Annotated in this window: 25 protein-coding genes; 11 read left to right on the top strand and 14 right to left on the bottom strand. The window is 70.5% G+C overall.

What is annotated here, in order from left to right; genetic code table 11:
* Nucleotides 1-42 precede the first annotated feature (42 nt).
* Complete coding sequence (locus tag MRBLWH7_RS16015; protein WP_341996234.1) at nucleotides 43-1,992, top strand: diguanylate cyclase; 1,950 nt, start codon at nucleotides 43-45, stop codon at nucleotides 1,990-1,992.
* Here MRBLWH7_RS16015 and MRBLWH7_RS16010 read toward each other — a convergent pair.
* Complete coding sequence (locus MRBLWH7_RS16010) at nucleotides 1,984-2,286, bottom strand: hypothetical protein (protein WP_341996232.1); 303 nt, start codon at nucleotides 2,284-2,286, stop codon at nucleotides 1,984-1,986. The two genes, MRBLWH7_RS16015 and MRBLWH7_RS16010, sit on opposite strands and share 9 nt — an antisense overlap.
* Before the next feature lie 42 nt (nucleotides 2,287-2,328).
* Here MRBLWH7_RS16010 and MRBLWH7_RS16005 point away from each other — a divergent pair, with 42 nt between their 5' ends.
* A complete protein-coding gene (locus MRBLWH7_RS16005) occupies nucleotides 2,329-2,586 on the top strand; it encodes a hypothetical protein (protein WP_341996230.1) in 258 nt (85 codons plus the stop codon).
* Between the two features lie 45 nt (nucleotides 2,587-2,631).
* Here MRBLWH7_RS16005 and MRBLWH7_RS16000 read toward each other — a convergent pair whose 3' ends face one another.
* Entirely contained in the window at nucleotides 2,632-3,420 is a 789-nt protein-coding gene (locus MRBLWH7_RS16000; RefSeq protein ID WP_341996228.1) for an EAL domain-containing protein, read from the bottom strand.
* Between the two features lie 137 nt (nucleotides 3,421-3,557).
* Between MRBLWH7_RS16000 and MRBLWH7_RS15995 the strand changes: the two genes are divergently transcribed.
* A complete protein-coding gene (locus tag MRBLWH7_RS15995; RefSeq protein ID WP_341996226.1) occupies nucleotides 3,558-3,872 on the top strand; it encodes an ATP-dependent DNA ligase in 315 nt (104 codons plus the stop codon).
* A 20-nt stretch (nucleotides 3,873-3,892) separates the two neighbouring features.
* Here MRBLWH7_RS15995 and MRBLWH7_RS15990 read toward each other — a convergent pair whose 3' ends face one another.
* Nucleotides 3,893-4,453, bottom strand: coding sequence for a thioesterase family protein (locus MRBLWH7_RS15990; protein WP_341996224.1), 561 nt, complete (start codon nucleotides 4,451-4,453; stop codon nucleotides 3,893-3,895).
* A gap of 147 nt (nucleotides 4,454-4,600) precedes the next feature.
* Between MRBLWH7_RS15990 and MRBLWH7_RS15985 the strand changes: the two genes are divergently transcribed.
* Together MRBLWH7_RS15985 and cofE are read left to right on the top strand one after the other, a co-directional pair.
* Nucleotides 4,601-5,107, top strand: coding sequence for a GNAT family N-acetyltransferase (locus tag MRBLWH7_RS15985; RefSeq protein WP_341996222.1), 507 nt, complete (start codon nucleotides 4,601-4,603; stop codon nucleotides 5,105-5,107).
* Nucleotides 5,108-5,208: 101 nt separating this feature from the next.
* Complete coding sequence (gene cofE / locus MRBLWH7_RS15980; RefSeq protein ID WP_341996220.1) at nucleotides 5,209-6,021, top strand: coenzyme F420-0:L-glutamate ligase; 813 nt, start codon at nucleotides 5,209-5,211, stop codon at nucleotides 6,019-6,021.
* Between the two features lie 175 nt (nucleotides 6,022-6,196).
* Here the strand turns inward: cofE and MRBLWH7_RS15975 are convergent, their stop codons facing one another.
* Genes MRBLWH7_RS15975 through MRBLWH7_RS15965 form a run of 3 tightly spaced genes read right to left on the bottom strand, consistent with a single transcriptional unit; the run spans nucleotide 6,197 to nucleotide 9,014 of the window.
* Nucleotides 6,197-7,054, bottom strand: coding sequence for a DUF4097 family beta strand repeat-containing protein (locus tag MRBLWH7_RS15975; protein WP_341996218.1), 858 nt, complete (start codon nucleotides 7,052-7,054; stop codon nucleotides 6,197-6,199).
* On the bottom strand, nucleotides 7,051-7,761 hold the full coding sequence (locus MRBLWH7_RS15970; protein WP_341996216.1) for a response regulator transcription factor: 711 nt from the start codon (nucleotides 7,759-7,761) through the stop codon (nucleotides 7,051-7,053). Before MRBLWH7_RS15970 ends, MRBLWH7_RS15975 begins: the two co-directional genes overlap by 4 nt.
* Nucleotides 7,749-9,014: a histidine kinase gene (locus MRBLWH7_RS15965; protein WP_341996215.1), complete on the bottom strand. Its 1,266-nt coding sequence runs from the start codon at nucleotides 9,012-9,014 to the stop codon at nucleotides 7,749-7,751. Before MRBLWH7_RS15965 ends, MRBLWH7_RS15970 begins: the two co-directional genes overlap by 13 nt.
* A 257-nt stretch (nucleotides 9,015-9,271) precedes the next feature.
* Between MRBLWH7_RS15965 and MRBLWH7_RS15960 the strand changes: the two genes are divergently transcribed.
* Nucleotides 9,272-9,952: a pentapeptide repeat-containing protein gene (locus MRBLWH7_RS15960; protein WP_341996213.1), complete on the top strand. Its 681-nt coding sequence runs from the start codon at nucleotides 9,272-9,274 to the stop codon at nucleotides 9,950-9,952.
* Between the two features lie 9 nt (nucleotides 9,953-9,961).
* Here the strand turns inward: MRBLWH7_RS15960 and MRBLWH7_RS15955 are convergent, their stop codons facing one another.
* Genes MRBLWH7_RS15955 through MRBLWH7_RS15945 form a run of 3 tightly spaced genes read right to left on the bottom strand, consistent with a single transcriptional unit; the run spans nucleotide 9,962 to nucleotide 13,469 of the window.
* Nucleotides 9,962-11,710 carry a cytochrome b/b6 domain-containing protein gene (locus MRBLWH7_RS15955; RefSeq protein ID WP_341996211.1) on the bottom strand — a complete coding sequence of 583 codons (1,749 nt, stop codon included), beginning with the start codon at nucleotides 11,708-11,710 and terminating at the stop codon, nucleotides 9,962-9,964.
* Between the two features lie 6 nt (nucleotides 11,711-11,716).
* Nucleotides 11,717-12,682: an electron transfer flavoprotein subunit alpha/FixB family protein gene (locus MRBLWH7_RS15950; RefSeq protein ID WP_341996209.1), complete on the bottom strand. Its 966-nt coding sequence runs from the start codon at nucleotides 12,680-12,682 to the stop codon at nucleotides 11,717-11,719.
* 10 nt (nucleotides 12,683-12,692) lie between these two features.
* Nucleotides 12,693-13,469, bottom strand: coding sequence for an electron transfer flavoprotein subunit beta/FixA family protein (locus tag MRBLWH7_RS15945; RefSeq protein ID WP_341996207.1), 777 nt, complete (start codon nucleotides 13,467-13,469; stop codon nucleotides 12,693-12,695).
* 179 nt (nucleotides 13,470-13,648) lie between these two features.
* Here MRBLWH7_RS15945 and MRBLWH7_RS15940 point away from each other — a divergent pair, with 179 nt between their 5' ends.
* On the top strand, nucleotides 13,649-14,185 hold the full coding sequence (locus MRBLWH7_RS15940) for a MarR family transcriptional regulator (protein ID WP_341996205.1): 537 nt from the start codon (nucleotides 13,649-13,651) through the stop codon (nucleotides 14,183-14,185).
* Between the two features lie 140 nt (nucleotides 14,186-14,325).
* Here the strand turns inward: MRBLWH7_RS15940 and MRBLWH7_RS15935 are convergent, their stop codons facing one another.
* The 4 genes from MRBLWH7_RS15935 to MRBLWH7_RS15920 form a co-directional block, all read right to left on the bottom strand.
* On the bottom strand, nucleotides 14,326-15,126 hold the full coding sequence (locus tag MRBLWH7_RS15935) for an enoyl-CoA hydratase (protein ID WP_341996203.1): 801 nt from the start codon (nucleotides 15,124-15,126) through the stop codon (nucleotides 14,326-14,328).
* A gap of 142 nt (nucleotides 15,127-15,268) precedes the next feature.
* Nucleotides 15,269-16,168: a 3-hydroxyisobutyrate dehydrogenase gene (gene mmsB / locus MRBLWH7_RS15930; RefSeq protein WP_341996201.1), complete on the bottom strand. Its 900-nt coding sequence runs from the start codon at nucleotides 16,166-16,168 to the stop codon at nucleotides 15,269-15,271.
* A 24-nt stretch (nucleotides 16,169-16,192) separates the two neighbouring features.
* Nucleotides 16,193-17,365 carry an acyl-CoA dehydrogenase family protein gene (locus MRBLWH7_RS15925; RefSeq protein WP_341996199.1) on the bottom strand — a complete coding sequence of 391 codons (1,173 nt, stop codon included), beginning with the start codon at nucleotides 17,363-17,365 and terminating at the stop codon, nucleotides 16,193-16,195.
* Between the two features lie 219 nt (nucleotides 17,366-17,584).
* Nucleotides 17,585-17,917, bottom strand: coding sequence for a YciI family protein (locus tag MRBLWH7_RS15920; RefSeq protein ID WP_341996197.1), 333 nt, complete (start codon nucleotides 17,915-17,917; stop codon nucleotides 17,585-17,587).
* Between the two features lie 201 nt (nucleotides 17,918-18,118).
* On the opposite strand from MRBLWH7_RS15920, the gene MRBLWH7_RS15915 reads away from it, so the two are divergent.
* The 4 genes from MRBLWH7_RS15915 to MRBLWH7_RS15900 all read left to right on the top strand — a co-directional run bounded on the left by MRBLWH7_RS15915 (nucleotide 18,119) and on the right by MRBLWH7_RS15900 (nucleotide 20,176).
* Nucleotides 18,119-18,298, top strand: a complete 180-nt coding sequence (locus MRBLWH7_RS15915) for a hypothetical protein (RefSeq protein ID WP_341996195.1) — start codon at nucleotides 18,119-18,121, stop codon at nucleotides 18,296-18,298.
* Nucleotides 18,299-18,415: 117 nt separating this feature from the next.
* Nucleotides 18,416-19,405 (top strand): IS481 family transposase, encoded by a 990-nt coding sequence (locus MRBLWH7_RS15910; protein ID WP_341995282.1) that lies wholly within the window; start codon nucleotides 18,416-18,418, stop codon nucleotides 19,403-19,405.
* A 39-nt stretch (nucleotides 19,406-19,444) separates the two neighbouring features.
* Nucleotides 19,445-19,816 carry a VOC family protein gene (locus MRBLWH7_RS15905; RefSeq protein WP_341996193.1) on the top strand — a complete coding sequence of 124 codons (372 nt, stop codon included), beginning with the start codon at nucleotides 19,445-19,447 and terminating at the stop codon, nucleotides 19,814-19,816.
* Nucleotides 19,817-19,825: 9 nt separating this feature from the next.
* A complete protein-coding gene (locus MRBLWH7_RS15900) occupies nucleotides 19,826-20,176 on the top strand; it encodes a hypothetical protein (protein WP_341996191.1) in 351 nt (116 codons plus the stop codon).
* Nucleotides 20,177-20,228: 52 nt separating this feature from the next.
* Here the strand turns inward: MRBLWH7_RS15900 and pulA are convergent, their stop codons facing one another.
* Complete coding sequence (gene pulA, locus MRBLWH7_RS15895) at nucleotides 20,229-25,952, bottom strand: pullulanase-type alpha-1,6-glucosidase (protein ID WP_341996188.1); 5,724 nt, start codon at nucleotides 25,950-25,952, stop codon at nucleotides 20,229-20,231.
* Nucleotides 25,953-25,985: the final 33 nt, after the last annotated feature.

Genomic DNA, 25,985 nt, shown 5'->3' with positions numbered 1-25,985 from the left:
ACGCAGTTCCCCTCCATCCGCCACGCCCCCGAAGGACTCGCGTTGACAGATTCCCCCGCACTCCTCTTCGATCCGGACCGTCCCCGCGATGATGCCGAGACGCTCCGGCTCCAGGCATGCTCGCAGGAGCAGATCCGCACGATCGGACGCATCCAGGCGCATGGTGCGCTCTTCGGCATCGATGAGGCGACGGGAGTCGTGGTCGTCGCGAGCGAGAACGTCGAGCACTGGCTCGGACGCGATCTGCGGGACGCCGGCAGTGACACTCTGTCGTGGGCGATCAGCCAAGGGCTCGCCGTCGATCCCGTGCGGGCGGAGTTCGAGGGCGCGGTGTACGACGTGATCGCGCATCGCGGCACGGTGCCGCTGGTCGTCGAGCTCGAACCCGTCGTGCCCGAGCTGGACTACGTGCGCACCGGGGTCGTCGGCGCGATCCAGCGGCTGGCGGAAGTCACCGACCCCGACGAGCTGCGCCGGCTGGCGGCTCGCGAGATCAAGGCCATCACGGGCTACGACCGGGTCATGTGCTACGAGTTCCACGATGACGGCCACGGACAGGTCGTCGCCGACGAGCGGGAACCCGACATGGAGCCGTACTTCGGGCTGCACTTCCCCGCCTCCGACATCCCCGCGCAGGCGCGCGCGCTGTACATCGAGAAGCGCTCCCGGGTGATCGCCGACACGGAGGACCGCGGACTGGCCCTGCACACACTCCTCTCTGAAGAGGCGCCCTTGGACCTTGGGCGAACCGAGCTGCGCGCCGTGTCTGCGCACCACCTTCAGTTCATGCGGAACATGGGGCAGGCGTCGACTGTGTCGTTCGGCCTCGTCATCGAGGACCGCCTCGTGGGCATGTTCACGTGTGCGCACCGCACCCCGCGACGCATCCCGGTGCTGCTGCGTCGGGCCCTCGAGGTCATGGCGACCCAGATCGTCACGCAGCTCGCCGCCGCCGACCAGATCCGGCGCCTGCGCCGGCAGCTCGAGGCGCGCGAGCGGCGGATCGCCCTCATCGCACCGCTGTACGGGCGCGGCGATGTCGGTGCCGTTCTCATGAGCGGCGAGCGGACCGTGCTCGATGTGATCCCGGCGGACGGCGCCCTGCTTCGGATGGGCGACGCCGTGCACACCGTGGGCGTCGTGCCCCATCCGGCCCGCCTGTTCGCGGTCGTCGACGAGCTCGGTCCGGGGAGGCTGTGGGAGGCGCTGCCGATCGAACGTCCGGAGTTCGCTGTCGAGGTGCCGGGCGTGACCGGCCTCCTCGTCGTCCCCCTCGGCGGCGACGGCGATGCACTCGTCTTCGTGCGCAGCGAGGTGTCTCGCACGGTCGATTGGCTCGGCGACCAGCGACCGGAGAACCGCGACACGCCGCTGTCTCCTCGCCGATCCTTCTCGGCCTGGCGCGAGAGCGTCACCGGCCGCAGCCTCCCCTGGGGCGAGCACGCGCAGGACGCGTTCGACCTCGGCGAGGAGATCAGGTCCGCCATGATCGCCCGCACGCAGGCCGAGCTCGCCGAGCTCGCGCTGCGCGACGCGCTCACGGGTCTGCACAACCGGCGTTTCCTCGACGACCGGCTGGATGAGCTGCTGCACGGTTCAGAAGCCGCGGTGGCGGTCGTGTTCCTCGACCTCGACGACTTCAAGCTCATCAACGACACCTACGGCCACGAGATGGGCGACGCGGTCCTGGCCGCCATCGGCCGCAGACTGAGCGCGGTGGCCCGCAGCTCCGACGTCGTCGTGCGCCTGGGCGGTGACGAGTTCGTGATCGTGTGCGTCAGCGCGGGACCGGAGGAGGCCGCCGCGATCGCGGGGCGCGCGCTGGCCGCGATCACCGAGCCGATCATCGTGCGGGGCGTCGAGGTCACCGTGAAAGCCTCGGCCGGCGTCGTGGCCGCCGAGCGCGGCGTCTCGCCCGGAGGTCTGCTGAACGCCGCCGACGCGGCGATGTACCGCGCGAAGCGCGGTGGCGGCGGGCGCGTCTCAGCGTGACGGGAGTTCGGGCTCCGGAAGGACCCGCAGCCCGGCGGACGAGTTCGCCGCGTCGACCAGATCCTGAAGCCAGAGCCGGTTGATCTCGGGCATGGGCCCCTCGTACTCGAACCTGAGGGGGGTCACCGGTGAGATCCAGACGGCTTGACGCAGCGACGTGTCCTGGTCGATGTGCGCGAACGAGAGGTTCTCCCGACGTCGCAGCTTCGCCATGATGACCAGCTCGAGGTGAGCGAGCGTGCGATCGTCGATCGTGAAAGACGCCGGCGGCGCGCCGTAGTGAAGTTTGCCCACTCCTCGATCCTACGGGCGCCGGGGCGCAGGTACGCTGGGGCGATGGCGATCGTGAACCGGCTCACCGTGGATGGACGCGACTACTTCCTGCCCGACCCCGTGGCGGAGTTGAAGAGCAGCATCCTCGAGGCGATCAAAGCGGGGGGCGGCTACGTGAACATCCCGCCGCTGCGCGGCGGTCCGGGAGTCGACATCCTCTTCTCCCCCGGCATGCCGGTGACGTGGTCGCAGTTCGAGGTCGGCGAGGCGCCGGCTCCGATGGACGACCCCGACGACGAACTCGCCGACTACGAGCTCTGACGCCGGGCACGAGGGTCACGCCCTGCGGCGCGCGATCCGAGGGGGTCAGCCCCGTGCGAGCAGCGCGTCCAGGTCTTCGGAAGGCATCGGCACACCCCAGAGGTAGCCCTGCCCGCGGTCGCAGCCGCGCCGGCGGGAACGCTCGAGGTCCGCGATGGTCTCGATGCCCTCGGCCACGACCCGCCAGCCGTGTGCGGCGCTGCTCTCCACCACTGCCGCGATCGCGTCGTCGGCTCCGGCGTCGCTGCGCTGAGTGAGCGATCGGTCGATCTTGACCTCGTCGATCGGCAGGGATTCCAGCATGCTCACCGTGGTGTCGCCGCCCGCGTAGTCGTCGACCGAGATCGACATCCCTGCCGACCGCAGCGACTCCATCGCCGCGAGCATCTCCGGTCGCAACTGCGGCGTCGGCGCCTCGGTGATCTCGACCGTCACTCCCACCGGGTCGATGCCGAGCCCGTCCAGTCGCGCGACGACCGTGTCCGCGTAGCGCTGCGAGAAGTGCGCCGGTGACGCATTCACCGCCAGCCCGAGCGGATGGCCCGCCTCGCGCCACTGCGTCACCTGGTCCACCGCGACACTGAACACGTGCAGGTCGACCTCATCGAGGAAGCGGCCCTCCTCGGCGAGGGGGATGAACCTGTCCGGCGGAACGGCGCCGAGGAGCGCGTGATTCCAGCGGCAGAGGGCCTCGACGGCGACGGGTTCGATCGGCGACGCGGCATCGGTCGACCCCGTCGGCGCCAGATCGTACTGCGGCTGGAAAGCGATCCACAGCTCCCCGGTCGAAAGCGCAGCGCGCAAGTCACGGGTGAGCTGGGGAGTGCGGGGCATGCCACCAGGGTCGACGACGTTCGCAACCAGGCGCAACACCAGACACGGAGGAAGGAACTGCGTATAATGCGCACCCCAGCTCCGTGGCCCCGACCCGAATCGCCGGGATCCGCCCCCGCGGGGCTAAGGTGGGGTCGATGGGCACGCTCACCTACGACACCCGCGTCACGACGTCGATCGACGATCGGATCCTCGCGCACCTGCAGGCGGTCATCTGGGCCAAGCTGCGGCGCGGCGAGTCCTTCCCGTTCACCTGGAGCGACCCGACCCGAGCCGGCCTCGGACGCACGTCGGTGTGGCTGAGTCCGAACGTCTCGCTGGCATTCGAGTACTTCGGCGGCCGCCAGCCGCGGCTCAACCCCGCATGGGTGGACGCTCTCGCGAAGGCGGCGAACTCGCCCGCGGGTCTCACGATCGTGCCCGAGCCCGAAAACCCCTCAGCACCGCAATAGATGCCGACGCGTCTGACGCGTCAGTTCCAGACGCTGGGCGCTTCCGCACGCGTGGGAGGCAGAGCGGATGCTGCTGCCCAGTCGTGAACCCATGCATCCACCTCGGGAACGCCCTCGGGGCGGCCTATCGCCGCGAACAGCTCCTCGTGCGACAGCGTTCCCCCGGAGCGCTTCATCATGCGGGCGCGGATGACGGCGCGGGCATAGACCTCGCCGCCCACGACAGCGCGATGCTCGAGGTAGACGGCCTTGTCGTCGTGCCCGATCATGCGCGACTCGACGTCGAACTTCTGCCAGAGGTTCAGCGACTTGCGAAACGTCACGGTCTCGCTCGAGACGACGGCGTACCAGCCGTACGTCTTCATGACATCCCAGAGACCGGTCCGCACGAGCAGGTCCCACCGGCCGAGGTCGAACAGCGACAGGTATCGCCCGTTGTTCATGTGGCGCAGCAAGTCGATGTCGGTGAGGAGCGTGGTGAGCCGGATGCGGCCGATCTCGTTGGGGCCGAGTCGCCCGCCTCGCCGCAGCCGCCGCCGCGCGGTCACCATCACGATCAGGGTGCGCCACATCACGTTCACGAGGTGCGATCGTAGCGATCCTCGACGGCCGTGCCGATTCAGTTGTCGGATCCCGACAGCCACGGCCGCAGCATCCGTTCGCCACTGCCTGTTCACCGGGCGTTCCCCCGATTTCGGGTCTCGCGCCGACGCGCGTAGAGTCTGGCCATGGAAGCCGAAACCCAGACCGACATCGTCGTCCGTCCGGTGCGCGACGTCGACGCGGAGGCCCTCGGTCGCGTCCACGCGACCGCCTGGCACGAGACGTACGACCACCTCATCAGCAAGGCCGCCCTCGAGGCCGTCTCACCCAAGCGCCTCGCAGAGCTCTGGACGCACTGGGCCGTCCAGGGTCCCGAGTTCAAGATGTTCGCCGCCCTCGTGAACGGCGACATCGTCGGTTTCGCCGGCTCCGGCCCCGCCCGCGACAAGGACGCTCCGCGTTTCCGCGAGCTGTACTTCATCTACCTCCTCGACGCCTACCACGGCACCGGCATCGGCCAGAAGCTCTTCGACGCCGTCGTGGAGCCGGCGGAGGGCCTGTACCTCTGGGTCGCCGACGACAACCCGCGTGCGCACCGCTTCTACACGCGCAACGGCTTCACGCTCGATGGCGCGACGCACACCGAGCCCTTCCTCGGCGAGACCCTGACCGAGGTGCGCTTCGTGCGCTGATCCACCGTTGTCCCGAGGGGCGTGTCCGGTTCACCGGGCGCGCCCCTCGGCATCTCGCCCAGCGTGCGCCGACCCCGTCGCGCATCCGGAAGACTGGACCCATGCCGCCTCGCACCGCGCTCACCGTCTGGCCTCTCGAGGGCATCCCCGAGATCGAGGCGGGCGCCGACCTCGTCGACCTCATCGCCCGCCGGGCGGAGGGCGACCTGGCGGACGGCGACATCCTCGTCGTGACCTCGAAGATCGTCTCGAAGGCCGAGGGACGCTTCGTCGTCGCCGACGACCGCGAAGACGCCATCACATCCGAGACGGTGCGGGTCGTGGCATCCCGCAGCGCCGCCAACGGCTCGACCACGCGCATCGTGCAGAACCGCCTCGGCATGGTCTCCGCGGCCGCAGGCGTCGACGCGTCGAACACCCCGGACGGCACGGTGCTTCTCCTGCCGGTCGACCCCGACGCCTCCGCCCGCGCGATCGCCGCCGGCCTGCGCGAGCGCCTCGGCGTCGAGGTCGGCGTCATCGTGTCGGACACGCTCGGCCGCGCCTGGCGGGAGGGCCAGACCGATCACGCGATCGGCGCAGGCGGCGTCCACGTCTTCGAGGACCTCCGCGGGGGCACGGATGCCGAGGGCCGCCCGCTCGTCGTCACCATGCCCTGCGTCGGGGACGAGATCGCCGCCGCGGCGGACCTCGTCAAGGGCAAGGCGGCCCGGCGTCCCGTCGCCGTGGTGCGCGGGCGCGGCGACCTCGTCGGCGCTCTGGACCTGCCCGGCGCCCGCTCGATCGTGCGCCCGCTCGAGAAGGACATGTTCCGCCTCGGTGCCGACGAGGCCTACGCCGAAGGATTCGCCGCGGGCGCAGCATCCGTCGCTCCACGCGATACCGACCGCGACGCCCTCAGCTCCGGCTCCTGACCCCGCGCATCCGCGGATCACGGGCCGCGGCGGCTCCACCCCGCCCCTACCCGGCGAGAAACCCAGGGCCCGTGGAGAAACCACGCGAGGCGTGGTTTCCCATCCCCAGCGTGATTTCTCGCGAATCGACCCGCCGTCGCAAGCGCGACGACGGGTCGGGGACGGATGCTGCGGGTCAGCGCCCGGACTTCAGCACCGCCTGACCGGCGGAGACCTGCACGGTGATCGTGCTCGAGGCGCCCGGCGTGGAGCCGATGCTGTTCTCGAAGTCGCCGGCCGAGACCTCGGAGCGCACGTCGTACTGCCCCTCGGGCACCGTGAGCCGCAGCGAGCCGGCGCTCACGTCGAGATCCATCGCATCCGGCTGTGTTCCCGTGAGCGTCGCATCGAGGGAGCCGGCGCTCACCGTGAGGTCGGCCTCGCGCACGCCCTCGAGCTCGAGCGTGCCCCGTCCGGCGCTCACGTCGGCGCTGAGGGACTCCGCCGAACCCGAGACATCGAACGATCCGGCGGCCAGCGACAGCGCGAGGTCGCCGAACTCTCCGTCGGTCACGAACTCGCCGGCCGCGAGCGACACGTCCGCGTCGAGGCCGTCGAGGGAGGACGGCAGCCGCAGCACGGCGTCTGCTCCCCCGTCACCGAACCAGCCGCGCCAGCCGAACCAGCCGAAGCGGTCGGGCGACGAGACCTGAAGCGTGTCGCCGTCGCGCTCGAGCCGCCACGCGTCGGCGTCCCACGAGCTCGTCACCTCGAGCTCCGCCTCCCGCACATCGGAGAACTCGACGCGCAGCGTGCCGGCGGCGGCATCGACGTTCAGCTCGTCGACGCCGGCGGCGTCGACGGTGCGGGTGGAGGTGTGCACCGACGCCGAGGCGATGGTCCCGACGGCCGACGAGATCGTCGCGCCCAGAAGCACGATCCCGCCCACCACGATCACGACGATCGCGACGGCACGCGATCCGCCGGAGGAGGGCCGCGGCGGTTCGACGGGGTTGTCGGGGGTCACGGGAGGAGGGGTCAGGGTCGTGCTCATCGGTTCGTTCCTGTCTGCGGCCCGCGGCCGCTGGGTGTCGGGGGAGCCGGCGGCGTCGGCCCGCCGTGCTCGAGGTGGGCGATCGCGGCGAGCACGCGCCGGTTGCCCGATTCGTCGGGTTCGAGGTCCAGCTTCTGGAAGACCGCCGTGATGTGCTTCTCCACGCTGCCCTCGGTGACATGCAGTGCCTTGGCGATGGCCTGGTTCGACCGGCCCTCCGCGATGAGCGCGAGCACCGAGGCCTCGCGTTCGGTGAGGCGCAGCATCCGTTCGTCCCTCGTCCTCCGGCTGAGCAGCTGCGCGACGACCTCGGGGTCGAGCACCGTGGCACCCGCCGCGATGCGCCCGATCGCCTCGAGGAAGTCGGTGACGTCGGCGACGCGGTCCTTGAGGAGGTAGCCGAGCGCTCCGCCGCTGGACGAGATGAGGTCGGCGGCGTACCGCTCCTCGACGTACTGCGAGAGCACCAGCACCGCGAGCCGGGGCAGTCGCGCCCGCAGCGACAGCGCTGCGCGGATGCCCTCGTCGACCCAGGTCGGCGGCAGCCTCACGTCGAGGATGCAGAGGTCGGGCGCCGTCTCGTCCACGGTGTGGTCGAGGCGCGACGCGTCGGGAAGGGCCGCGACCACCTCGTGGCCGGCGTCCTCGAGCACCCGCACCAGGCCGGCGCGCAGCAGCGCCGAGTCCTCGCAGATCAGGATGCGCACGGGATGCTCACCTCCACGCTCGTGGGTCCGCCGGCGGGGCTGTCGATGCGCGCCTCGCCGCCGGCCGCGAGCACGCGGTTGACGATGCCGTCCAGGCCGCCGCCGGGGATGACCCGTGCGCCGCCGATTCCGTTGTCTTCGACGCGCGCCCACAGCGTGCCGGGCTCGCGCAGGCGCGCGACCACGCGCACCTCGGTGGCCCGCGAGTGCTTGGCGGCGTTGGTGAGCGCCTCGGCGATCACGAAGTACGCGGCGGCCTCGGTGTCGCGGCTGCAGCGGCCGTCCAGGCGGACGTCGGTGTGCACCGGCACGACCGACCGTGCGACGAGCGCCGAGATGGCGGCGTCGAGCCCGCGATCATCGAGGACCGAGGTGTGGATGCCTCGCGCCAGCTGCCGCAGCTCCGTGATGGCCGCCTTCGTCGAGGTGTGGGCCTCGGTGATGAGGGCCTTCGCCGCTTCGGGGTCGGCGTCGATCTTCTGCTGCGCGAGCCCGAGGGTCATGCCGACGGAGACGAGGCGCGGCTGGACGCCGTCGTGGAGGTCGCGCTCGATGCGCGTGCGCTCGACGTCGGCGGCGCGGACTGCGCCGGCGTGCTGCTGGCTCGACATGCGGGCAGCGGCGGCGAGCTGCGCCTCCCGCGAGGGGACCATGATCGCCCGCGCGATGATGCCGTGGAGCACGCCGAGTCCGATGAGCGCGGCGGCCGAGAAGAGCGCGGCGAAGATGCCGACGGGGACGGCCCACGCGAGCGGCACCTCGATGCCGGTGCGGGCGAGGCGCACGGCGCTCGCGTCTGCGAAGAGCGGCGCGAACGCGAGCACCGCGCCCGACACGAGGATTCCCGCGAGGGCCACCACGACCCAGCCGAGGATCGTCGCGATCGCCAGGTTCGCGATCGCGCGCCATGTGCCGGGGTCGATCGTCTGCAGCCAGAGCGTGCGGAGGAAGCCGCCGAACCCGGGGCGACCGCTCGAGCGCGGACGCAGCCGCACAAGCCCGAAACGGTAGAGGCCCTCGACGCGCTCGGTCTCGAGCCACCCGAGCGCGAAGAGCACGTAGACGAGCCCGACGAGCACCACGAGGCCGATGCCGAGCACGAACACGAGGCCGATGCCGACGCCGAACAGCGTGAAGAGAAGGGAGAAGGCCGCTGCGCCGAGGACGCCGAGCGCGGCGAGCTGCGCGATGGCGCCCGCCACCTGGGCGGGCCGCGTCACCGGGCGGACGGGAGGAGAGTCCGAGGAGGTCATGTCACCAAAGTTAGGCGCGTGCGCCGCGCCGCGCGCCCGAGGCATCCGGAGACTTCTCTTCGGGTTATCCCCCCTCCCCTGCTCGCTTCATGACGGATCTCCGTCGCGTCTGGGGCGCCCCCCGTTTGGGGCGCGTGGCGTCTGGGGCGCCCCGCGCCCGCTTGGGGCGCGTGGCGTGCGCCCCGAATGCACGCGGGGCGCCCCGAACCCGGACCTCGGCGGGCGAGACGTCGGTCCCCCGCGCTAGGGTGGCGGCGATGCCAGCCGCCAGATCACGCAAGACCAAGGGCACCCAGCCGCCCTCCTTCGACTTCGACGGATCGGCGCTGGGCTCGCTCGACGCCGGTGATGACGACATGCTCGATGCCGGCCGCCTCGACGGCGTCGCGTACTCGGGCATCACCCGTGACGCCTGGCAGCTCGAGTCGGGTGCGACCGTCGAGGCATGCCGGTTCGACGGCCTCGACCTCGGCACCTGGTCGGCGCGCGGCGCCCACCTGGTCGAGTCCGTGTTCGCCGGGGCGAACGTGCCCGCGGTCTCGGCGGCGCGCGGCGGCTGGCGGGATGTCGAGTTCCAGAGCAGCAGACTCGGCTCGCTCGAGGCCTTCGACGCGGCGTGGCGCGGCATCCGGTTCACACGCTGCAAGCTCGGCTACGTGAACCTCCGCGGAGCCGAGCTGCTCGACGTCGCGTTCGTCGACTGCACCATCGACGAGATGGACCTGTTGGATGCTGCGGCCCGCCGTGTCGCGTTCGAGGGCGCCCGCATCGGCACGCTGAACACCAGTGGCGCACGACTCACCGACGTGGATCTGCGCGGCGCCGACATCGGCCAGGTCATCGGGATGGAGGGCCTGCGCGGCGCGACGATCTCACCCGACCAGCTGCAGCTCATGGCACCCGCCCTCGCGGACCTCGCCGGTCTCGTCGTCGAATAGGCGGTCGCGTCAGCGGCCCGAGACCTTGCCGAAGAGGCGGGCGATCGGCGCCAGCACGAGCGGGCGCGCAGCCACCCAGGCGGCGGCGATCACGACCAGCGACAGGGCGAAGAACCAGAAACCGGTCCAGTTGTCGGCGTAGGCGTTCGGATCGACCGAGCCCTGCGCCGCGTACATGTGGTTGAGGTTGCGCAGCGCCCCGGTCGCGAAGACGAGGAACACGTGCACGGCGATGAACGCCACGAAGTAGAGCATCACCGGGAAGTGCACCGCGCGGGCCCACTCGACCGGGTACGCCCTGTTCAGCCCGGTCGCGTTCTTCGGCCAGACGTGGCTCATCCGCACTCCCGTGGCGATCGCGAGCGGCGCGGCGAGGAACACCGTGGCGAAATACGCGAGCTGCTGCAGCGAGTTGTAGTTCACCCACCCGTTCTCGGTGGGCCAGTCCAGCGACACGTACTGCAGCGCCGCCGAGACCGCGTTGGGGAACACCTCCCACGACGTGGGCACGATCTTCATCCACTGCCCGGTCACGAACAGCAGCGCCACGAAGATCACGCCGTTCACGATCCACAGGATGTCGAGCGACTGGTGGAACCACAGGTTCAGGCTCATCTTGCGGCGGCCGTTGTTGCGCGGCGACCAGAACACGCTCGGTCTCTTGTCGGTGCGCACCTGCAGACCGCTGCGGATGATCAGCACCATCAGGAACACGTTGAAGAAGTGCTGCCACCCCAGCCACGCGGGGATGCCGACCGGCGCCCCCTCGGGCAGGTGATACTCGCCGGGATAGGCCGCGAGGAAGTCCACGCCCCACTGCGTCGAGAGCAGCCAGCGGACCGCGAACACCGCCATGCCCGCCGCGTACAGCAGCCCGGCGCCGCCCACGATCACCGCGCCGGCCCACTGGCCGCGGGTGAACGGCCCGATGCGCTGGGGCTCGGGCCTGGCCGCCGGGCGGGTGCGCGCGGCCCTGCCCGCCCACACCGTGCGCCGGAACGGCAGCGGCTGAGACAGCGGGGTGCCGGTGGCGGTGGCGGGCGCCGCGGGCGCCACGGTTTCGATGGGGACGGATGCTGCCACCTCGGCGGCTGCCTCCGCCGGTGCTTCCGCAACCGGCGCGGGCGCGGCATCCGTCACCGCTGCAGCTGCGGCGATCGGCGCAAGACCCGCCGGCGGCCACGGCTCACCGCCGGCGACGCGTGGAAGCCCGCGTCGGAGGGTCTTCGCCCCGTCGCGCGCCACCGAAGGTGTCACCTCCGGCGTGGTCCCCGCGCCTGCGGCGACCACAGGTGCCACCTTCTCTTCGACCGCAGGCCGTGCAGGTGTCACGTCTGGCCGGGTGGCGGGCTCGGTGGCGGTGACAGCTGCCGCCTCCGCCGCGGCGACGCCCGCCGCGGACGGGGCAACACCGGCCGGCGGCCACGGCTCGCCGCCCGGCACACGCGGAAGCCCGCGACGCACGGTCCGCGCGCCGGGCGCCGGCGCGCCGGGGGCCGCGATGCTCGAGGCCGCAGCCTCGGTTCCCGCGTGTGGGGCCACCTGCGCGGACTCAGGGGCAACGGCTGCGACCTCGGGGGTCGCGACACGCGGCGTCGGCTCCGCCGGTGCCGCGTGTTGCGCCCCCTCGACCACCGGCGCCTCCGAGGGCGCGGTGCCGTTGCCGTTCGCGCCGGGCGCGGCGCCGGCAGGGGGCCAGGGCTCGCCGCCGGGCACGCGCGGCAGACCGCGCCGCACCGAGGAACCGAACGTCGCCATCCCGGGTTACGCCTTCTTCGCCTCGAGCGCGGCGATCAGCTGCGGCACGACCGTGAACAGGTCGCCGACGACGCCGAAGTCCGCGATCTCGAAGATGGGGGCGTCCGCGTCCTTGTTGATCGCCACGATCGTCTTCGCGGTCTGCATTCCGGCCTTGTGCTGGATCGCGCCAGAGATGCCGAGCGCCACGTACAGCTGGGGCGACACCGACACACCGGTCTGCCCGACCTGGTACGAGTACGGCACGTAGCCGGCGTCGACCGCGGCGCGCGACGCGCCCACGGCGGCGCCGAGCGCGTCGGCCAGCTGCTCGACGAGGGCGAACTTGTCGCCCGACCCGAGCCCGCGCCCGCCCGACACCACCTTCGCCGCGCCGCGCAGCTCGGGACGCGACGACGACACCACCGCCTCGTCCACCGACACCACGCTCGCCGCCTTGCGGCCGGACGCACGCACCTCGAGCGGCTCGGCCTCGACGCCCGTCACCGCCTCGGCGCGGGCGTCGATCGATCCCTGGCGGATCGTGATGACCGGAGCGCCCCACGTGACGGCCGAGTCGACGTTGTACGCACCGCCGTACACCGAATGATGCGCGACGACGCCCTCCGCGTCCCGCGAGACGCCGACCGCGTCGACCGCGACGCCCGACCGGGTACGCGCGGCGTACCGGCCGGCGACCTCACGGCCCTCCACCGAGTTGGCCACCAGGATCGCGTCGGGCCGGACCAGGTCGGCAGCCTCCGTCAGCGCGTCCACCCGCGGGACAGTCAGCCCGTCGCCGGCCGGCGCGACCAGCACCGACGCGGCGCCGAGGGCCGCAGCATCCGTCGCCAGAGCGGGGTCGCCGACGATCACCGCGACCGGGGTGCCCACCGAGGCGGCAGCCCCCAGCAGCTCGGCCGCCGTCTTGGCGAGCCCGCCCGACGGCGTGGTGTCGAGAAGGACCAGGATCGAGTCATCTGCGAACGTCATGTGCGGTTCCTCACGCGAGCCGGTTCTGGATGAGGAAGTCCGCGAGCTTCTGACCCGCGTCCCCCTCGTCGACGATCTTCACACCGGCCTCGCGCGGCGGCTTCTCGCTGAGCGCGATCACGATCGACCGCGATGCGTCGGGGGTGTGCGGGTCGATCTCGAGCTCGGCGAGCGAGAGCGTCTCGAACGGCTTCTTCTTCGCCGCCATGATGCCCTTGAAATTCGGAAACCGCGCGTCGGGCAGGGCCTCGGTGATCGAGATCACCGCCGGCAGCGCCGCCGTCACCTGCAGCGTCGCCCCGTCGGATGCCCGCGTGCCCAGCACCTCGCCCTCGCGGATCTCGACCGCGCTCAGGTACGTCGCCGACGGCACGTCGAGGATCTCGGCCACCATCGCCGGGACGATCCCGCCCACCCCGTCCGTCGACAGGTTGCCGCCGATCACCAGATCGAAACCGGTGCGCTGCAGCGCCGCCGCCAGCACCTCCGCGGTCAGCCCCAGATCGGCACCGAGGAGGCCCTCATCCACCACCTGCACGGCCGACGAGGCGCCCATCGCGAGCCCCTTGCGCACCGTCGCCGACGCCGATTCCGGCGTCATCGAGAGCACGACGACCTCCGTACCCGGCGTGTTGTCGGCGTACGAGAGCGCCACCTCGAGCGCGCGCTCACCGATCTCGTCGAGCACGGTCTCGCTCGCGGCGCGATCGGCCAGGCCGGTCTCGAGCGACAGCCTGCGATCCCCATAGGTATCCGGGACTTCCTTGACCAGGACGACGATCTTCATACGGTCTCCTCACGCTGGGCACGAGTCTATGGCTCGCGCCGCAATGTACCCAATCCCGCGAAATGAACCGACGATGAGCGACCAGGAACCGCCGTGTGTATACATAAAGCACCGATTTGCGGCATCCGTCGTCCATCGCGACGCCGCCGGACCGATACGGTGGGCAGGAGGAGGTCGTCATGGCAGCACCCAAGCGTCTTCCGGTCGACCCGATCGCCGAGGCCAAGCGCCAGTGGATCGCCCATGGCTGGGAGGACGCCGCCGCGGGCATGACCGCCGTGACGTCGATCATCCGCGCGCAGCAGCTGCTGTTCGCGCGCATCGACACCGCGCTGAAGCCGTTCGGCCTGTCGTTCGCGCGATACGAGATGCTGCGCCTCCTCGGCTTCACGAGAGAGGGACGGATGCCGATGGCCAGCGCCATCGCCCGCCTGCAGGTGCATCCGACCAGCGTCACGAACACCGTGGACCGCCTCGCCCGCGACGGCCTCGTCTCGCGCGAGCCGCACCCCGGCGACGGGCGCGCCGCGATGCTCGTCCTCACCGACTCCGGCCGCGAGCTCGTGGAGCGCGCGACCGCGGCGCTCAACACTGAGGTCTTCGAGGATCCGGGGCTGTCGGACGCCGACACGACGGAGCTCGTGCGCATCATCGCGCGCTTCCGCAAGGACGCCGGCGACTTCACCGAGCCGAGGCCCCAGCCCGACCCCCTCTGAGGCTGTCGCCCGGCGTCGCGACCGCGTCGGAGGCGTTTCGACTCTGCGTTTCGACTCGCAGGCTCGCTCAACGACCGCGCTCCTCGCTCGCTCCAGCGCCCGCAGTCGAGACGCCTCGAATGTGCGGGGCGGTCAGGAGGTCACCGGCCCGTGAACTCGGGGGCGCGCTTCTCGCGGAAGGCGGCCATGCCCTCCTTCTGATCCTCGGTGTCGAAGAGGCTCGCGAACACGTGCTTCTCGAGGCGCAGACCCTCGGCCATCGGGGTCTCGAGCGCAGCATCCAGCACCGCCTTCGCTGCATACAGCGACGGCAGGCTCTTCGACGCGATGGTATCGGCCGTCTTCTGCGCCTCGGTCAGCAGGTCGGCCGCGGGCACGACACGCGAGACGAGTCCGGCGCGCTCGGCTTCCGCAGCATCCATCATCCGTCCGGTGAGGATGAGCTCGGCGGCCTTGTAGTAGCCGACGGCGCGGAGGAGGCGCTGCGAACCGCCCATGCCCGGGATGACTCCGAGGTTGATCTCGGGCTGGCCGAACTTGGCGGTGTCGGCGGCGAGGATGATGTCGCACATCATCGCCAGCTCGCACCCGCCGCCCAGGGCGTAGCCCGAGACGGCCGCGATCACCGGCGTGCGCACGGCGGCGAACTGCGTCCAGCCGCCGAAGTGGTCGCCCATCAGCATCTCGAGCCCCGACTTGGACTCCATCTCCTTGATGTCTGCGCCGGCGGCGAACGCGCGCTCCGAGCCGGTCAGCACGATGGCGCCGATCTGCTCATCGGCATCGAAGACGGATGCCGCGGCCACGACGTCGCGGCACACCTGCGAGTTCAGCGCGTTGAGCGCCTCCGGCCGGTTGAGCGTGATCCACCCCACCCGGCCGCGGGTCTCGACCAGGATGGTCTCGTACTCGGTGGACTCGTGCGCGTGATGCTCGGTCATGGGGCTCCGTTCCGGTGGGGGCGAGTGTTCTGGATCCTCGGGTCCGTGTCCCGAATTCTCGTCCTCGTGTCCCAGATCCGCCGACTCGACAGACCTCTAGCGCGCGAAATCGGGACACGAGAGGTCGGGCCGACCGGCCGGGTCAGTCGGAGAACTCGCGGATCGAGTTGATGATGCCCGAGAAGTCCTGACCCGCTCCGGGGCCGTCGGCGTAGTGCGCGTAGATCTCGCGCGCGAGCATGCCCATGCGGGCGTCCACTCCGGTGAGCTGGACCGCCTGCTCGGCGAGGCCCAGGTCCTTGTTCATGAGGGCGCCCGCGAAGCCGGGCTGGTAGTCCCGGTTCGCAGGGCTCGTCGGCACCGGCCCGGGCACCGGGCAGTTCGTCGTCAACGCCCAGCACTGACCGGACGCGTTGGAAGCGACGTCGAAGAGTGCCTGGTGCGAGAGCCCCAGCCGCTCTCCCAGCACGAACGCCTCGGCGACCGCGATCTGCGACACCGCGAGGATCATGTTGTTGCAGACCTTCGCGGCCTGGCCGAGCCCGGCCCCGCCGCAGTGCACGACCCGCCGGCCCATCGCCTCGAGCAGCGGCCTGGCCGCCTCGAAGTCGTCCTCCGTCCCGCCCACCATGAAGGCGAGGGTGGCGTTCTCGGCGCCGACCACACCGCCCGACACCGGGGCGTCGAGCGAGCGGTGCCCGGCCGCCTCGGCGAGCGCGTGCGCGGCGCGCGCCTCGTCGACGGCGATCGTCGAGCAGTCGATGAACAGTGCTCCGGATGCCGCGACCCCGAGCAGACCCTCGGCTCCACCGGCTCCGCGATACGCGTCGAGCACCTGCGCGCCGGACTGGAACATGGTGATGACGACGTCCGCGGCGGTGGCAGCATCCGTTCCCGATTCCGCGACGGTCATCCCCGCCTCTCGCGCCGCGTCGACCGCGGCGGGGAACACGTCGAAGCCGACCACCTCGTGGCCGGTGCCGGCGAGATTCCGCGCCATGGGCAGGCCCATGTGGCCGAGCCCCAGGAATGCGATCTTCATGTCGGACCTCCTCGTCTGAGATCGTCAGTGCGCGAGCAGCTGGCGGCCGATGATCACGCGCATGATCTCGTTGGTCCCCTCAAGGATCTGATGCACGCGCAGATCGCGCACCACCTTTTCGATCCCGTACTCGTGGAGGTATCCGTACCCGCCGTGCAGCTGGAGCGCCTGGTTCGCGACGGTGAAGCCCGCGTCCGTGGCGAACCGCTTGGCCATCGCGCACTGCATCGAGGCGTCGGGAGCCTTCTCGTCGAGGGCCGCGGCGGCGTCCCGCACGAGCGCGCGCGCCGCGCGCAGCTCGGTGGCCATGTCGGCGAGCGCGAACACGACCGCCTGCTTCTCGGCGAGCGGCTCGCCGAACGTGAACCGCTCGTGCACGTAGGTCACCGCGCGGTCGAGGGCCCACTGCGCACCGCCGAGCGAGCACGCGGCGATGTTGATGCGGCCGCCGTCGAGCGCCGACATCGCGATCTTGAAGCCCTGGCCCTCGCCGCCGAGGATGTGCGCCGCGGGAACCCGCACCTCGTCGAGGATCACCTGCCGCGTGGGCTGGGCGTTCCAGCCCATCTTGTGCTCGATCTGGCCGAAAGAGAGCCCGGGAGTGTCGGCCGGAACGAGGAACGCGGTGATGCCGCGGGCGCCGGCGTCGGCATCCGTGCGGGCCATGACGATGTAGACGGATGCTTCACCCCCGCCCGAGATGAACTGCTTGACCCCCGTCAGCACGTAGTCGTCGCCCGAGCGGATCGCGCTCGTCACGATGGCGGCGGCATCGGAGCCCGCACCCGGCTCGGTGAGGCAATAGCTGCCGAAGCCCTGCATGGACGTCAGCAGCGGAAGCCATTCGGTGCGCTGGGCGGCGGTCCCATAGCTGTCGATCATCCACGCCACCATGTTGTGGATCGAGATGTAGGCGGCGATCGCGGGGTCGCCCTTGGCCAGCTCCTCGAAGATCAGGGCGGCGTCCGAGCGCGAGAGGCCCGAGCCGCCGACGTCCTCACGGATGTAGATCCCGCCGAGGCCGAGTTCGCCGCCGAGCCGCAGCGTCTCGCGGGGGAAGTGCGATGCCGCGTCCCACTCCAGGGCGTGCGGCGCGAGTTCGGACTGCGCGAACTCGCGCACGGCTTCGATGATGGCGGCGCGCTCGTCTTCGCTGATGGCGACGGGAGCGAGCACGGGGACAGGGGTGGCGTCCATTACGTCTCTCCGGTGAGTCAGGGTGACGGCTTCGTCACGACTTACAGAATACTAGGACATCCATGTATCTGCTCGGAAACCCGTGCACTGGAACGTTCGGTGCTGCTGATGGTCGTCGGCGCGGCGCTCGTCGTGATCCGCACGCGTCGCGAGAGGACCGCGGACTGACATTCCGCGCACGAGGCGGCCCCTACCTTCCGGTGGGGCCGCCTGTGCGTGTCACTGGTCCCAGACCATGAACGGCCGCAGTTCGAGCTGACCGTTTCGGGCCATCGGATGCCGCGACGCGATCTCGATCGCCTCATCCAGGTTCTCCACCTCGAGGATGTCGAAGCCGCAGATGACCTCGGCCGTCTCGACATACGGGCCGCGGCTCGTCAGCACCTTGCCGCCGCGCACCTTCACCACCGTGGAGTCGGACTGCGGCGCGAGCACCTCGCCGATGACGCGCTTGCCGCTCGCGTCGAGGGGGTCGACCCACAGGTCGACGTCGGACTCGTCGGACTCGGCGTCGGGCTCGAGCGACGTGACGACGAACATCATGTACTTCATGGGGTGATCCTTCCGGTTGTGGGCGGCCGTCCGCCAGCCTCACTCCGGTCGTCGCACGACCGCCGGCGATGTCGACAGTTCTCCGGAGAGATTCTCGAGCGGTTCTCGAGACGCACCCGGCCGAGAGATCATCCTTCGGGTGGACCCGGACGAGACTCCGGGCTGACGCGGCCCCAAGTCCCGATCCGTAGCGTCGAAGGCATGGTCAGCACCACGTCCGCGATCCCCGTCACCCGCCGCCGCGAGCTCTCCGCGGCAGCGGCACTGCTCCTCACCATCGGGGGCAACATCCTCGTCGTCACGATCGCCGCGCTCGGGGTGGCCGGCGTCGCCGCGGCCGCCGTCGCCGTATTCGGCCCGCAGCTCTGGGAGCTGCTCTAGGTGTGATGTCCAGGGACGTTGTTTCGGGACACGCCCGGAGTAGCTGAGTAGCGAAGGCCTCCCGGTTGTGAAGTGGAGCTGTCTAGTTCAACCGCTTCACGAACGCAGGAGGCCCTCGTGTCCCACGCTAACGCTGCTCTGACTCCCCGTGCCCGACTGCGCCTCGCGCGCCTTATCGTCGACGAGGGGTGGCCACTGCAGGTGGCAGCGAAGATGTTCATGGTCTCGACCGTGACAGCCCGGAAGTGGGCGGCCAGATTCCGATCCGAGGGGCCGGCGGGGATGTCGGATCGGTCGAGCCGCCCCCGCTCGATGCCTGCGAAGACGCCGTCGCCGGTTGTGAAGAAGATCGTGAAGGCCCGCTGGCGGCGTCGGCTGGGCCCGGTCCAGATCGCCGGTGAGCTCGGTCTGGCTCCGTCGACCGTTCACGCGGTTCTGGTGCGTTGCGGCCTCAACCGCCTCTCCGCGATCGACCGGGTCACCGGGGAGCCGATCCGCCGTTATGAGCACGACCATCCCGGCGCACTGATCCACGTCGATGTCACCAAGTTCGGTCGCATCCCCGACGGCGGCGGGCACCGGTTCGTCGGACGGCAGCAGGGCGCCCGGAACAAGCTCGAGACGCCAGGACTGCCGCGCGGCAAGGACCACAAGCCGAGGACCGGCACCGGGTTCTTCCACACCGTCGTCGACGACAACTCGCGGGTGGCTTATGTCGAAGAGCACGACGACGAGCGAGCCGAGACTGCCGTCGGCGTCCTCACCCGCGCGATCGCGTTCTTCGCCGATCACGGCGTGACCGTCGAGCGCGTCCTTTCCGACAACGGCTCCTGCTACCGGTCCCTTGCCTGGCGAGACGCCTGCGCCGACCTCGGCATCAGACACAAGCGCACCCGCCCGTACCGCCCGCAGACCAACGGCAAGATCGAGCGCTTCCACCGCACGCTGGCCGACGGATGGGCCTACGCGAAGTTCTACCCGTCAGAGACCGAACGCCGCGACGCCCTGCCCGGCTGGATCCACTTCTACAATCACCACAGGCGACACTCCGCAATCGGAGCCCCACCCATCAGCAGGATCAACAACCTGCCTGGACATCACATCTAGGCCTGTCCTGACGCGCGGACCTCGCGCTAGCCTGCCGGGATGAGCGAGCGTGCCGTGCCGATCCTCCTCAGCCGCGACCTGTCCGAAACGCTCGCCTTCTTCGAACGCCTCGGGTTCGAGAACCGCGGCGCCCCGCCCGAGGAGTGGCATTACCTGATCATCGGTCGCGGCGCGATCGAGCTGCACTTCTCCGAGCACGCCGCCGTCGACCCCCTCAGCACCTCCTCGATGTGCTACCTCTACGTCGACGACGCGCGGCGGCTCTTCCACGAGTGGGCCGGGCTCGTCGAGCCCGACCCGCCGACGGGCAGCCGCATCGATCCGCCGGTCGACACCGACTACGGGATGTGCGAGTTCGCGGTCGTCGACCGCAGCGGCAACCTGCTGCGCATCGGCAGCGCGCTCCCCTAGGCTCGCCGCATGACCGACGTCGCGACGAGGAACTCCCACCCCGGAACCAGCCTGCGGGGGTTCTCCGCCCCGATCCTGCTGTTCACCGGCATCGTCCTCGTGCCCGCTGCGCTGACCTTGCTGACGACGAGCTGGGATGCGCCCGACGACGCGGCTTACATACGGATGGCTTTCGCGAGCGTCGCGGGGTCCGCGATCGCCATCGCGACCGTGGTGGGCCTGCTCGTCGACCGTGTGATCCGCCACGCAACGGTGTCGACGATCGCGCTCTTCGGCCTCATCGCCCTTGTCGTCGTGCTCTGGCAGCTGAGCGCGATCTCGAGCGCCGCCGACATGCTGCTCGTCCGGATGAGCCTCTGACACGCACCGCGCCCGCCCGTCACGTCGACGGGCGGGCGCGGGTGTCAGGGCGTCAGCGGCGCTGGGACTCGACCAGCACCACCGCCGTGCGGGCCGGCACCGTCACCGTTCCGGTCGACGCGTTCCACGTGGTCGACTTCACGACCGCGTCGGCGCCGTTCGCGAGCGCGGGCGTCAGGGCGAACGAGCGGCCCTTCAGCTCCGCGACCGTCTGCGTCGTCGTCTCGGTCCCGGCGTTGAAGACCACGAGCGCGCCCTTCAGCTTCGGGTCGACGTCTTCGCCGACGAGGTCGTCGATGAGCATCGTGAGCACGCCGGGCGAGGCATCCGGTCCGCTGTTCGGGAACGTGACCTTCTCGCCGATCAGCTCGGCGGACCCGAGACGCAGCAGCCCGACCTCCTCGCGCACGCGGAGTAGATCCAGAGCGGATGCCTCGGCCGCGGCGATGTCGGAGGCCGCCGGCTTGTTCGCCGGATTCGCCAGCAGCGGCTGCTTGATCGCCCAGGAGGTGCCGTTGTCGGCCTCGCGCGGGAGCCCCGAGCCGAAGGTCGACTCCTGGCCGGTCCAGTCGATGCGGTTGAACCAGTCGCCCGAGTTGTAGCTGTTGCGGTCGAGCGACTTCGAGCGCAGCAGCTCGGTGCCGGCGTGCCAGAACGAGGGGGTCTGCGCGAACGCCGTGGTCGCGAGCGAGAGCGTGTTCATGCGCACGCGATCGGCCATCGTCGTGTCGGCAGGAAGCTTCAGCACCGACAGGTCGTACAGGGTCTCGTTGTCGTGGGCGTCGACGTACGTGATGATCTCGTCCGGCTGGTCGGCGTAACCGGCCGGCGAACCGCGGTAGTCGAGCTCGTCGCCCGCCCTCACGGCGCCCGTGTGATCGGTCAGCGTGTAGTCGCGGAGGTTGCCCGCGAGCCCCAGCTTCACCAGGTCGGTCTGGTGCGCGAGGTCCGCCAGAGCCTGTTCTGTCGACCCGTTGATCGGCACGCCGTTCGGGTCGGTGCCGAGGCCCGTGCCGAAGCCCTGCTGCTGGATCGTCTCGCCGGCGACCGGACTTCCGCCGTGGACGGCGTCGCGAAGGCGGTCGCTGAACGTGCCGATGCCGGTGCCGCCGAGCTGCCCCTGGGTGGCCTGCTCGAAGAGCGCGTTGTTCGCGACCTCGCCGAAGTTCCAGCCCTCGCCGTACAGGTAGATCGCCTTGCCGTCGACGCCGTCGTCGTCGAGGGTGAGCTCGTCGAGCGCCGCACGGATCGCGAGCATGTTCTCCTTCGAGTGGTGCCCCATGAGGTCGAATCGGAACCCGTCGACCTTGTACTCGCGGGCCCACGTCACGACCGAGTCGACCATGAGCTTCTGCGCGACCTCGTGCTCGGTCGCCACGTTCTGGCAGCACGTCGAGGTCTCGACGCCACCCGCGAGATTGAGGCGCTGGTAGTAGCCGGGCACGACCCGGTCGAGCACCGACGTCGGCGCCTGGCCCGACGCCGAGGTGTGGTTGAACACCTGGTCGAGCACGACCTGCAGGCCCATCCCGTGGAGCGATCCCACCATCGAGCGGAACTCCGCGACGCGCGCGCCGCCTTCGGGGTCGACGGCGTACGAGCCCTCGGGCACCGAGTAGTGGTACGGGTCGTAGCCCCAGTTGAAGCCGTCGGCGTCGACGATCTTCTCGATGCAGGCCTGCTGCTCGGTGCTGTCGGCCGCGTACGATGCGAGATCGCAGTCGGGCACGGCCTGCTTCGCTCGGTCCTCCTCGATCGTGGCGATGTCGAAGGTCGGCAGCAGGTGCACCGTGTCGATGCCGGCGTCCGCGAGCTGACGCAGCTGCTTCGTGCCGGCGCTGTCACGGGTGAAGGCACGATACGTGCCGCGCTCGGCCTCCGGCACCGACTCGTCGGTGATCGAGAAGTCACGCACGTGCAGCTCGTAGATCGCGCGGTCGACGGGGCGGTCGATCACGGGCGCCTTCGTCTTCTCCCAGCCCTTCGGGCGCCACTGCTTGTCGGCGAGGTCGACCGCGACCGAGCGCTCGGAGTTCGTCGTCAGCGCGACCGAGTACGGGTCGGTGACGTGGTTGGTCTCGATCCTGCCGGTGGTCGGCGCGTACACGACGACCTCCCACAGGTACTCGTCGCCCTTGAGCGCCTTCGTGCCCTTGACGGTCCAGATTCCGGATGCCGCGTCCCAGGCCGCCTCGTGGCGCACGGGGTCGCCGTCGGCACCCGCCTCCCACGTGAGCAGCGTCGCGGTCTGCGCGGTGGGCGCCCAGAGGCGGAACGTCGGCTTCTTGCCCTGGAATGTGACGCCGAGGTCGACATCGGCCACGGCAGCGGCGTACAGGTCGTCCAGGACGCCCGGGATCTGCACCCCGGTGAAGCCCGACAGCACGCCCTCGGCGTCGCGCTGCGATACGGCCAGCTGTCCGCGGACGAGGGCGGCAGCATCCGTCCCCTCCGGCACGCGGAGCGCGACGAAGTTCGCGAGTGCCGGGAACCCGGCCTTCTGCTCGGCGGTCAGGCCGCCGTCGACGACCGTGAGATCGACGGCGTCGCCTCCGGTGATCTCGCCGTCCACGAGAGTGACGGAGGCGTCGGCCGAGGCGTGCAGCTGCCACGAGGCGTCCTCGGGCAGGGCGCCGAGGTCGGCCGGCCACGCGATCGTGTCGGCGTCGATCCAGTGCGCGCGCTGTTCGCCCACTCCGGCGAGCGGCGGGTCGGTGACCTCGATCTCGAGCACGTGGGTCGCGATCGCATAGCGGAAGACGATCAGCTTGCCGTCGCTCGCGCTGAAGGAGTAGTTCGCTCCGCCCGGGGTTCCGCCGACGCCGTAGTTCTCGTTCCAGCTGAGGCCGTGCGCGACCTTGATCTCGTAGGCGCCCGCGGGGATCTCGTCGGTGGAGAACTCGTAGACGCCGTCCCTGTCCCCGTCGGCCATGAGGGTCGCGAGGCAGTCCGGAGCCCAGTCGCCGGCACACCCCAGCTCACTCTGCGCCGAGCCCGGCAGGGTCACGGTCGGACCCTCGGCCGTCGACTGCGCGATGTTCGACCGCGGGTCGAAGTAGAAGGTGATGGGTCCTCCCGCGTGCGTGATCGCGATGTTTCCGCCGCCCGGGGCACCGTTCGCGCCGTAGTTGACGTCCCACGTGCCGTTGATCGCGACCTTGTACTCGTAGTCGCCCGCGGGCAGGTCGAACGTGCCCGCCCAGATGCCGTCTGCGCGCAGCGTGAGCTTGGCCGCCTCGCAGCCGGGGGTCCAGTCGCCCGCGCAGCCCATCTCGGAGTTGAGGCTTCCGGGCACGGTCACCATGTCGATCGGCGACTCGGGCTCCTCCTCGACGACGAGCGACACGGCGTTGCCGACCGACGCGTAGGTCGAGGCGGCGGCGTGGCGCCCCGCGGCGTCGGTCGTGACCGCGCGGTACTCGACGAGCGTGCCGTTGGCGAGGCCCTCGACCGTGTGGAACACGCGCGGGTCGGTGTCTTCGGCGGTGCCGAGCGCGTGCCACTCGTCGGACCCGACCACGCGCCACGAGTAGCTCGTCTCCTGCCAGGTCGCGTCGTCCACGTCCGCGCTGACGGCGACCGAGCCCGCGAGGCCGGCACCGGCGCTCGGCGCGCTCACCGAGATGGCGAGGGGCGACTCCGGGGCCGACACCGCGGTGCCGGCGCGGTAGACCACGGCCGACAGCGCCGGGACGGTGACGGACGCCTCTGCCGAGGCATCCGTCGACACCGCCGTGTCGGTGCCGTACACCGGGGAGAACGACGCGCTCGCGGTGAGCGTCGTGAGGTTCACCGTCTTCGCGGCCGTGGTGTTGTTGAGCGCGATCAGGTACTCGACCTTCTCATCGCGATCGACGCGCGAGAAGGCGTAGACGCCGGCGCCGTTGTCGGCATAGCGCTCGATCTGCGCGCCGGTGACCAGTGCCGGGTGCGCCTCGCGCAGTGCCGCGAGGTCGGCGATGCGCTCGTAGACCGGGGCGGCCGTGTCGTAGCGGTCGACGGAGCCGGCTGTGGTTCCGTCGATGAGCTTCTGGTTCTGGTACTCGGCCACCTGCGTCGCGAAGAGCGTCTGCCGCGCGTCCTTGTCGCCACCGGTTCCCGCGAAGCCCTGCTCGTCGCCGTAGTAGACGACAGGCTGGCCGCGGCCGAGGAACATCAGGTCGTGCGCGAGCAGGTCGCGCTCGAGGGCGTTCGGGGTCGACTGCAGCATGTAGCCGACGCGGCCCATGTCGTGGTTGCCGAGGAAGGTCGGCAGCGCCGTCGCCGACGTGCCGGTCGTCGTGTACCAGTCGTCGCCCGCGTACAGGGACTGGAGTCCCTTCGCGCTGTTGCCCGCGGCGAAGCTCACGGCCGAGGACTGGAAGGTGAAGTCGAGCACCGAGTTCATGTCGGTGTCGCGGACGTACGGCGACAGCTTCACCGGGTCGGCGTCGTAGACCTCGCCGAACATGAAGAAGTCGTCCTTGCCCAGCGCGTGCGCGTAGTCGAGCACCTCGGTCGTCCACTGCTCCCAGAACTCGAAGTTCACGTGCTTCGCGGTGTCGATGCGGAAGCCGTCGATGCCGAGGTCGATCCAGTCCCGGTAGACGTCGACGAAGCCGTTCACGACCGTCGGGTGCTCGGTCATCAGGTCGTCGAGGCCCGAGAAATCACCGTACGTGACCGATTCACCGGACCACGTCGAGTCGCCGCGGCTGTGGTACAGCGTGGGGTCGTTCAACCACGCCGGCACCTTGGCCGTCGCGTCGTCCACGACCGGCGTGTACGGGAACGAGGTCGCGGCGTCGAGCTCCGGGAAGGTGTCGGTCCCCGCGTAGTCGGCCGGATCGAACGGCGTGCCCGAGGCATCCTTGTACGGGCTTGTCGCCTGGTCGATGTACGAGTACTGGCCCTGGGCGTTCGAGATCAGGTCGGCGGTGTGGTTCGTGATGATGTCGAAGTAGACCTTGATGCCCTTGGCGTGCGCCTCGGAGATGAGCGCCTCGAGCTCGGCGTTGGTGCCGAGGTGCGGGTCGATCTGCGTGAAGTCGGTGATCCAGTACCCGTGGTAGCCGGCGCTCGCGTTCGCGCCCTCCCCCTGCACGGGGTTGTTCTTGAAGCTCGGGGTCAGCCAGATCGCGGTCGTGCCGAGGCCGTCGATGTAGTCGAGCTTGTCGCGGAGGCCCGCGATGTCGCCGCCGTTGTAGAAGCCCTTGTCGGCCGGGTCGAACCCGGTCGTGAGCCGGTCGCCGGTGAGCCCGCCCTGGTCGTTCGCCGTGTCGCCGTTCGCGAAGCGGTCGGTCATGACGAAGTAGAACTGCTCCTGGCTGCCCGGTTGGCGCACAGGCGCTGCGACGAGCGCGTCGTCGTCGGCGGTGTAGCCGGCGCGGAGGCTCTTCGCCTCGAGGCCGACGCGGTGGGTGTTGTCGTCGAACACGAACCGCAGCGTCGCGGGGCCGCCGATCGTGAGCGGGATGTTGTCGCCGCCGCCGTTCAGCCCGTAAGACTCGTCCCATGCGTCGTTGACAGCCACCTTGTACTCATACGAGCCGGCCGGCACGTCGAACTCGGCGGCGTAGACACCGGCCGTGCCGGTGGCGGCGAGGTCGGTCGCTGCGCACTCGGGCTTCCAGTCGTCGGCGCACCCGAGTTCTGATTGGAGGCTGCCGACGAGCGCGAAGCTGCGCTCCGCGGCGGCCGCGGGCGCGATCGCGACCACTCCCCCCGTCACGATGAGGGCCGCCGCGGCGAGGCTGGCGGTGAGGATGCGGGCACGTCCTGGGGTCGACTTCGACACGGGAGCTCCTGGGGTGGGGCGGTGGGCACGCCG

The sequence above is a fragment of the Microbacterium sp. LWH7-1.2 genome (assembly GCF_038397755.1).
GTDB lineage: Bacteria > Actinomycetota > Actinomycetes > Actinomycetales > Microbacteriaceae > Microbacterium.
Note: the sequence above shows the minus strand (reverse complement) of the source record. Positions and strands in the feature narration are given on the sequence as shown.

Coding starts and splice junctions, on each gene's coding strand:
- MRBLWH7_RS16005 (WP_341996230.1), top strand. CDS start 2,329: ATGGCGATCGTGAACCGGCTCACCGTGGATGGACGCGACTACTTCCTG.
- MRBLWH7_RS16000 (WP_341996228.1), bottom strand. CDS start 3,420: ATGCCCCGCACTCCCCAGCTCACCCGTGACTTGCGCGCTGCGCTTTCG.
- MRBLWH7_RS15995 (WP_341996226.1), top strand. CDS start 3,558: ATGGGCACGCTCACCTACGACACCCGCGTCACGACGTCGATCGACGAT.
- MRBLWH7_RS15985 (WP_341996222.1), top strand. CDS start 4,601: ATGGAAGCCGAAACCCAGACCGACATCGTCGTCCGTCCGGTGCGCGAC.
- cofE (WP_341996220.1), top strand. CDS start 5,209: ATGCCGCCTCGCACCGCGCTCACCGTCTGGCCTCTCGAGGGCATCCCC.
- MRBLWH7_RS15975 (WP_341996218.1), bottom strand. CDS start 7,054: ATGAGCACGACCCTGACCCCTCCTCCCGTGACCCCCGACAACCCCGTC.
- MRBLWH7_RS15965 (WP_341996215.1), bottom strand. CDS start 9,014: ATGACCTCCTCGGACTCTCCTCCCGTCCGCCCGGTGACGCGGCCCGCC.
- MRBLWH7_RS15960 (WP_341996213.1), top strand. CDS start 9,272: ATGCCAGCCGCCAGATCACGCAAGACCAAGGGCACCCAGCCGCCCTCC.
- MRBLWH7_RS15955 (WP_341996211.1), bottom strand. CDS start 11,710: ATGGCGACGTTCGGTTCCTCGGTGCGGCGCGGTCTGCCGCGCGTGCCC.
- MRBLWH7_RS15950 (WP_341996209.1), bottom strand. CDS start 12,682: ATGACGTTCGCAGATGACTCGATCCTGGTCCTTCTCGACACCACGCCG.
- MRBLWH7_RS15945 (WP_341996207.1), bottom strand. CDS start 13,469: ATGAAGATCGTCGTCCTGGTCAAGGAAGTCCCGGATACCTATGGGGAT.
- MRBLWH7_RS15940 (WP_341996205.1), top strand. CDS start 13,649: ATGGCAGCACCCAAGCGTCTTCCGGTCGACCCGATCGCCGAGGCCAAG.
- MRBLWH7_RS15935 (WP_341996203.1), bottom strand. CDS start 15,126: ATGACCGAGCATCACGCGCACGAGTCCACCGAGTACGAGACCATCCTG.
- mmsB (WP_341996201.1), bottom strand. CDS start 16,168: ATGAAGATCGCATTCCTGGGGCTCGGCCACATGGGCCTGCCCATGGCG.
- MRBLWH7_RS15925 (WP_341996199.1), bottom strand. CDS start 17,365: ATGGACGCCACCCCTGTCCCCGTGCTCGCTCCCGTCGCCATCAGCGAA.
- MRBLWH7_RS15920 (WP_341996197.1), bottom strand. CDS start 17,917: ATGAAGTACATGATGTTCGTCGTCACGTCGCTCGAGCCCGACGCCGAG.
- MRBLWH7_RS15915 (WP_341996195.1), top strand. CDS start 18,119: ATGGTCAGCACCACGTCCGCGATCCCCGTCACCCGCCGCCGCGAGCTC.
- MRBLWH7_RS15905 (WP_341996193.1), top strand. CDS start 19,445: ATGAGCGAGCGTGCCGTGCCGATCCTCCTCAGCCGCGACCTGTCCGAA.
- MRBLWH7_RS15900 (WP_341996191.1), top strand. CDS start 19,826: ATGACCGACGTCGCGACGAGGAACTCCCACCCCGGAACCAGCCTGCGG.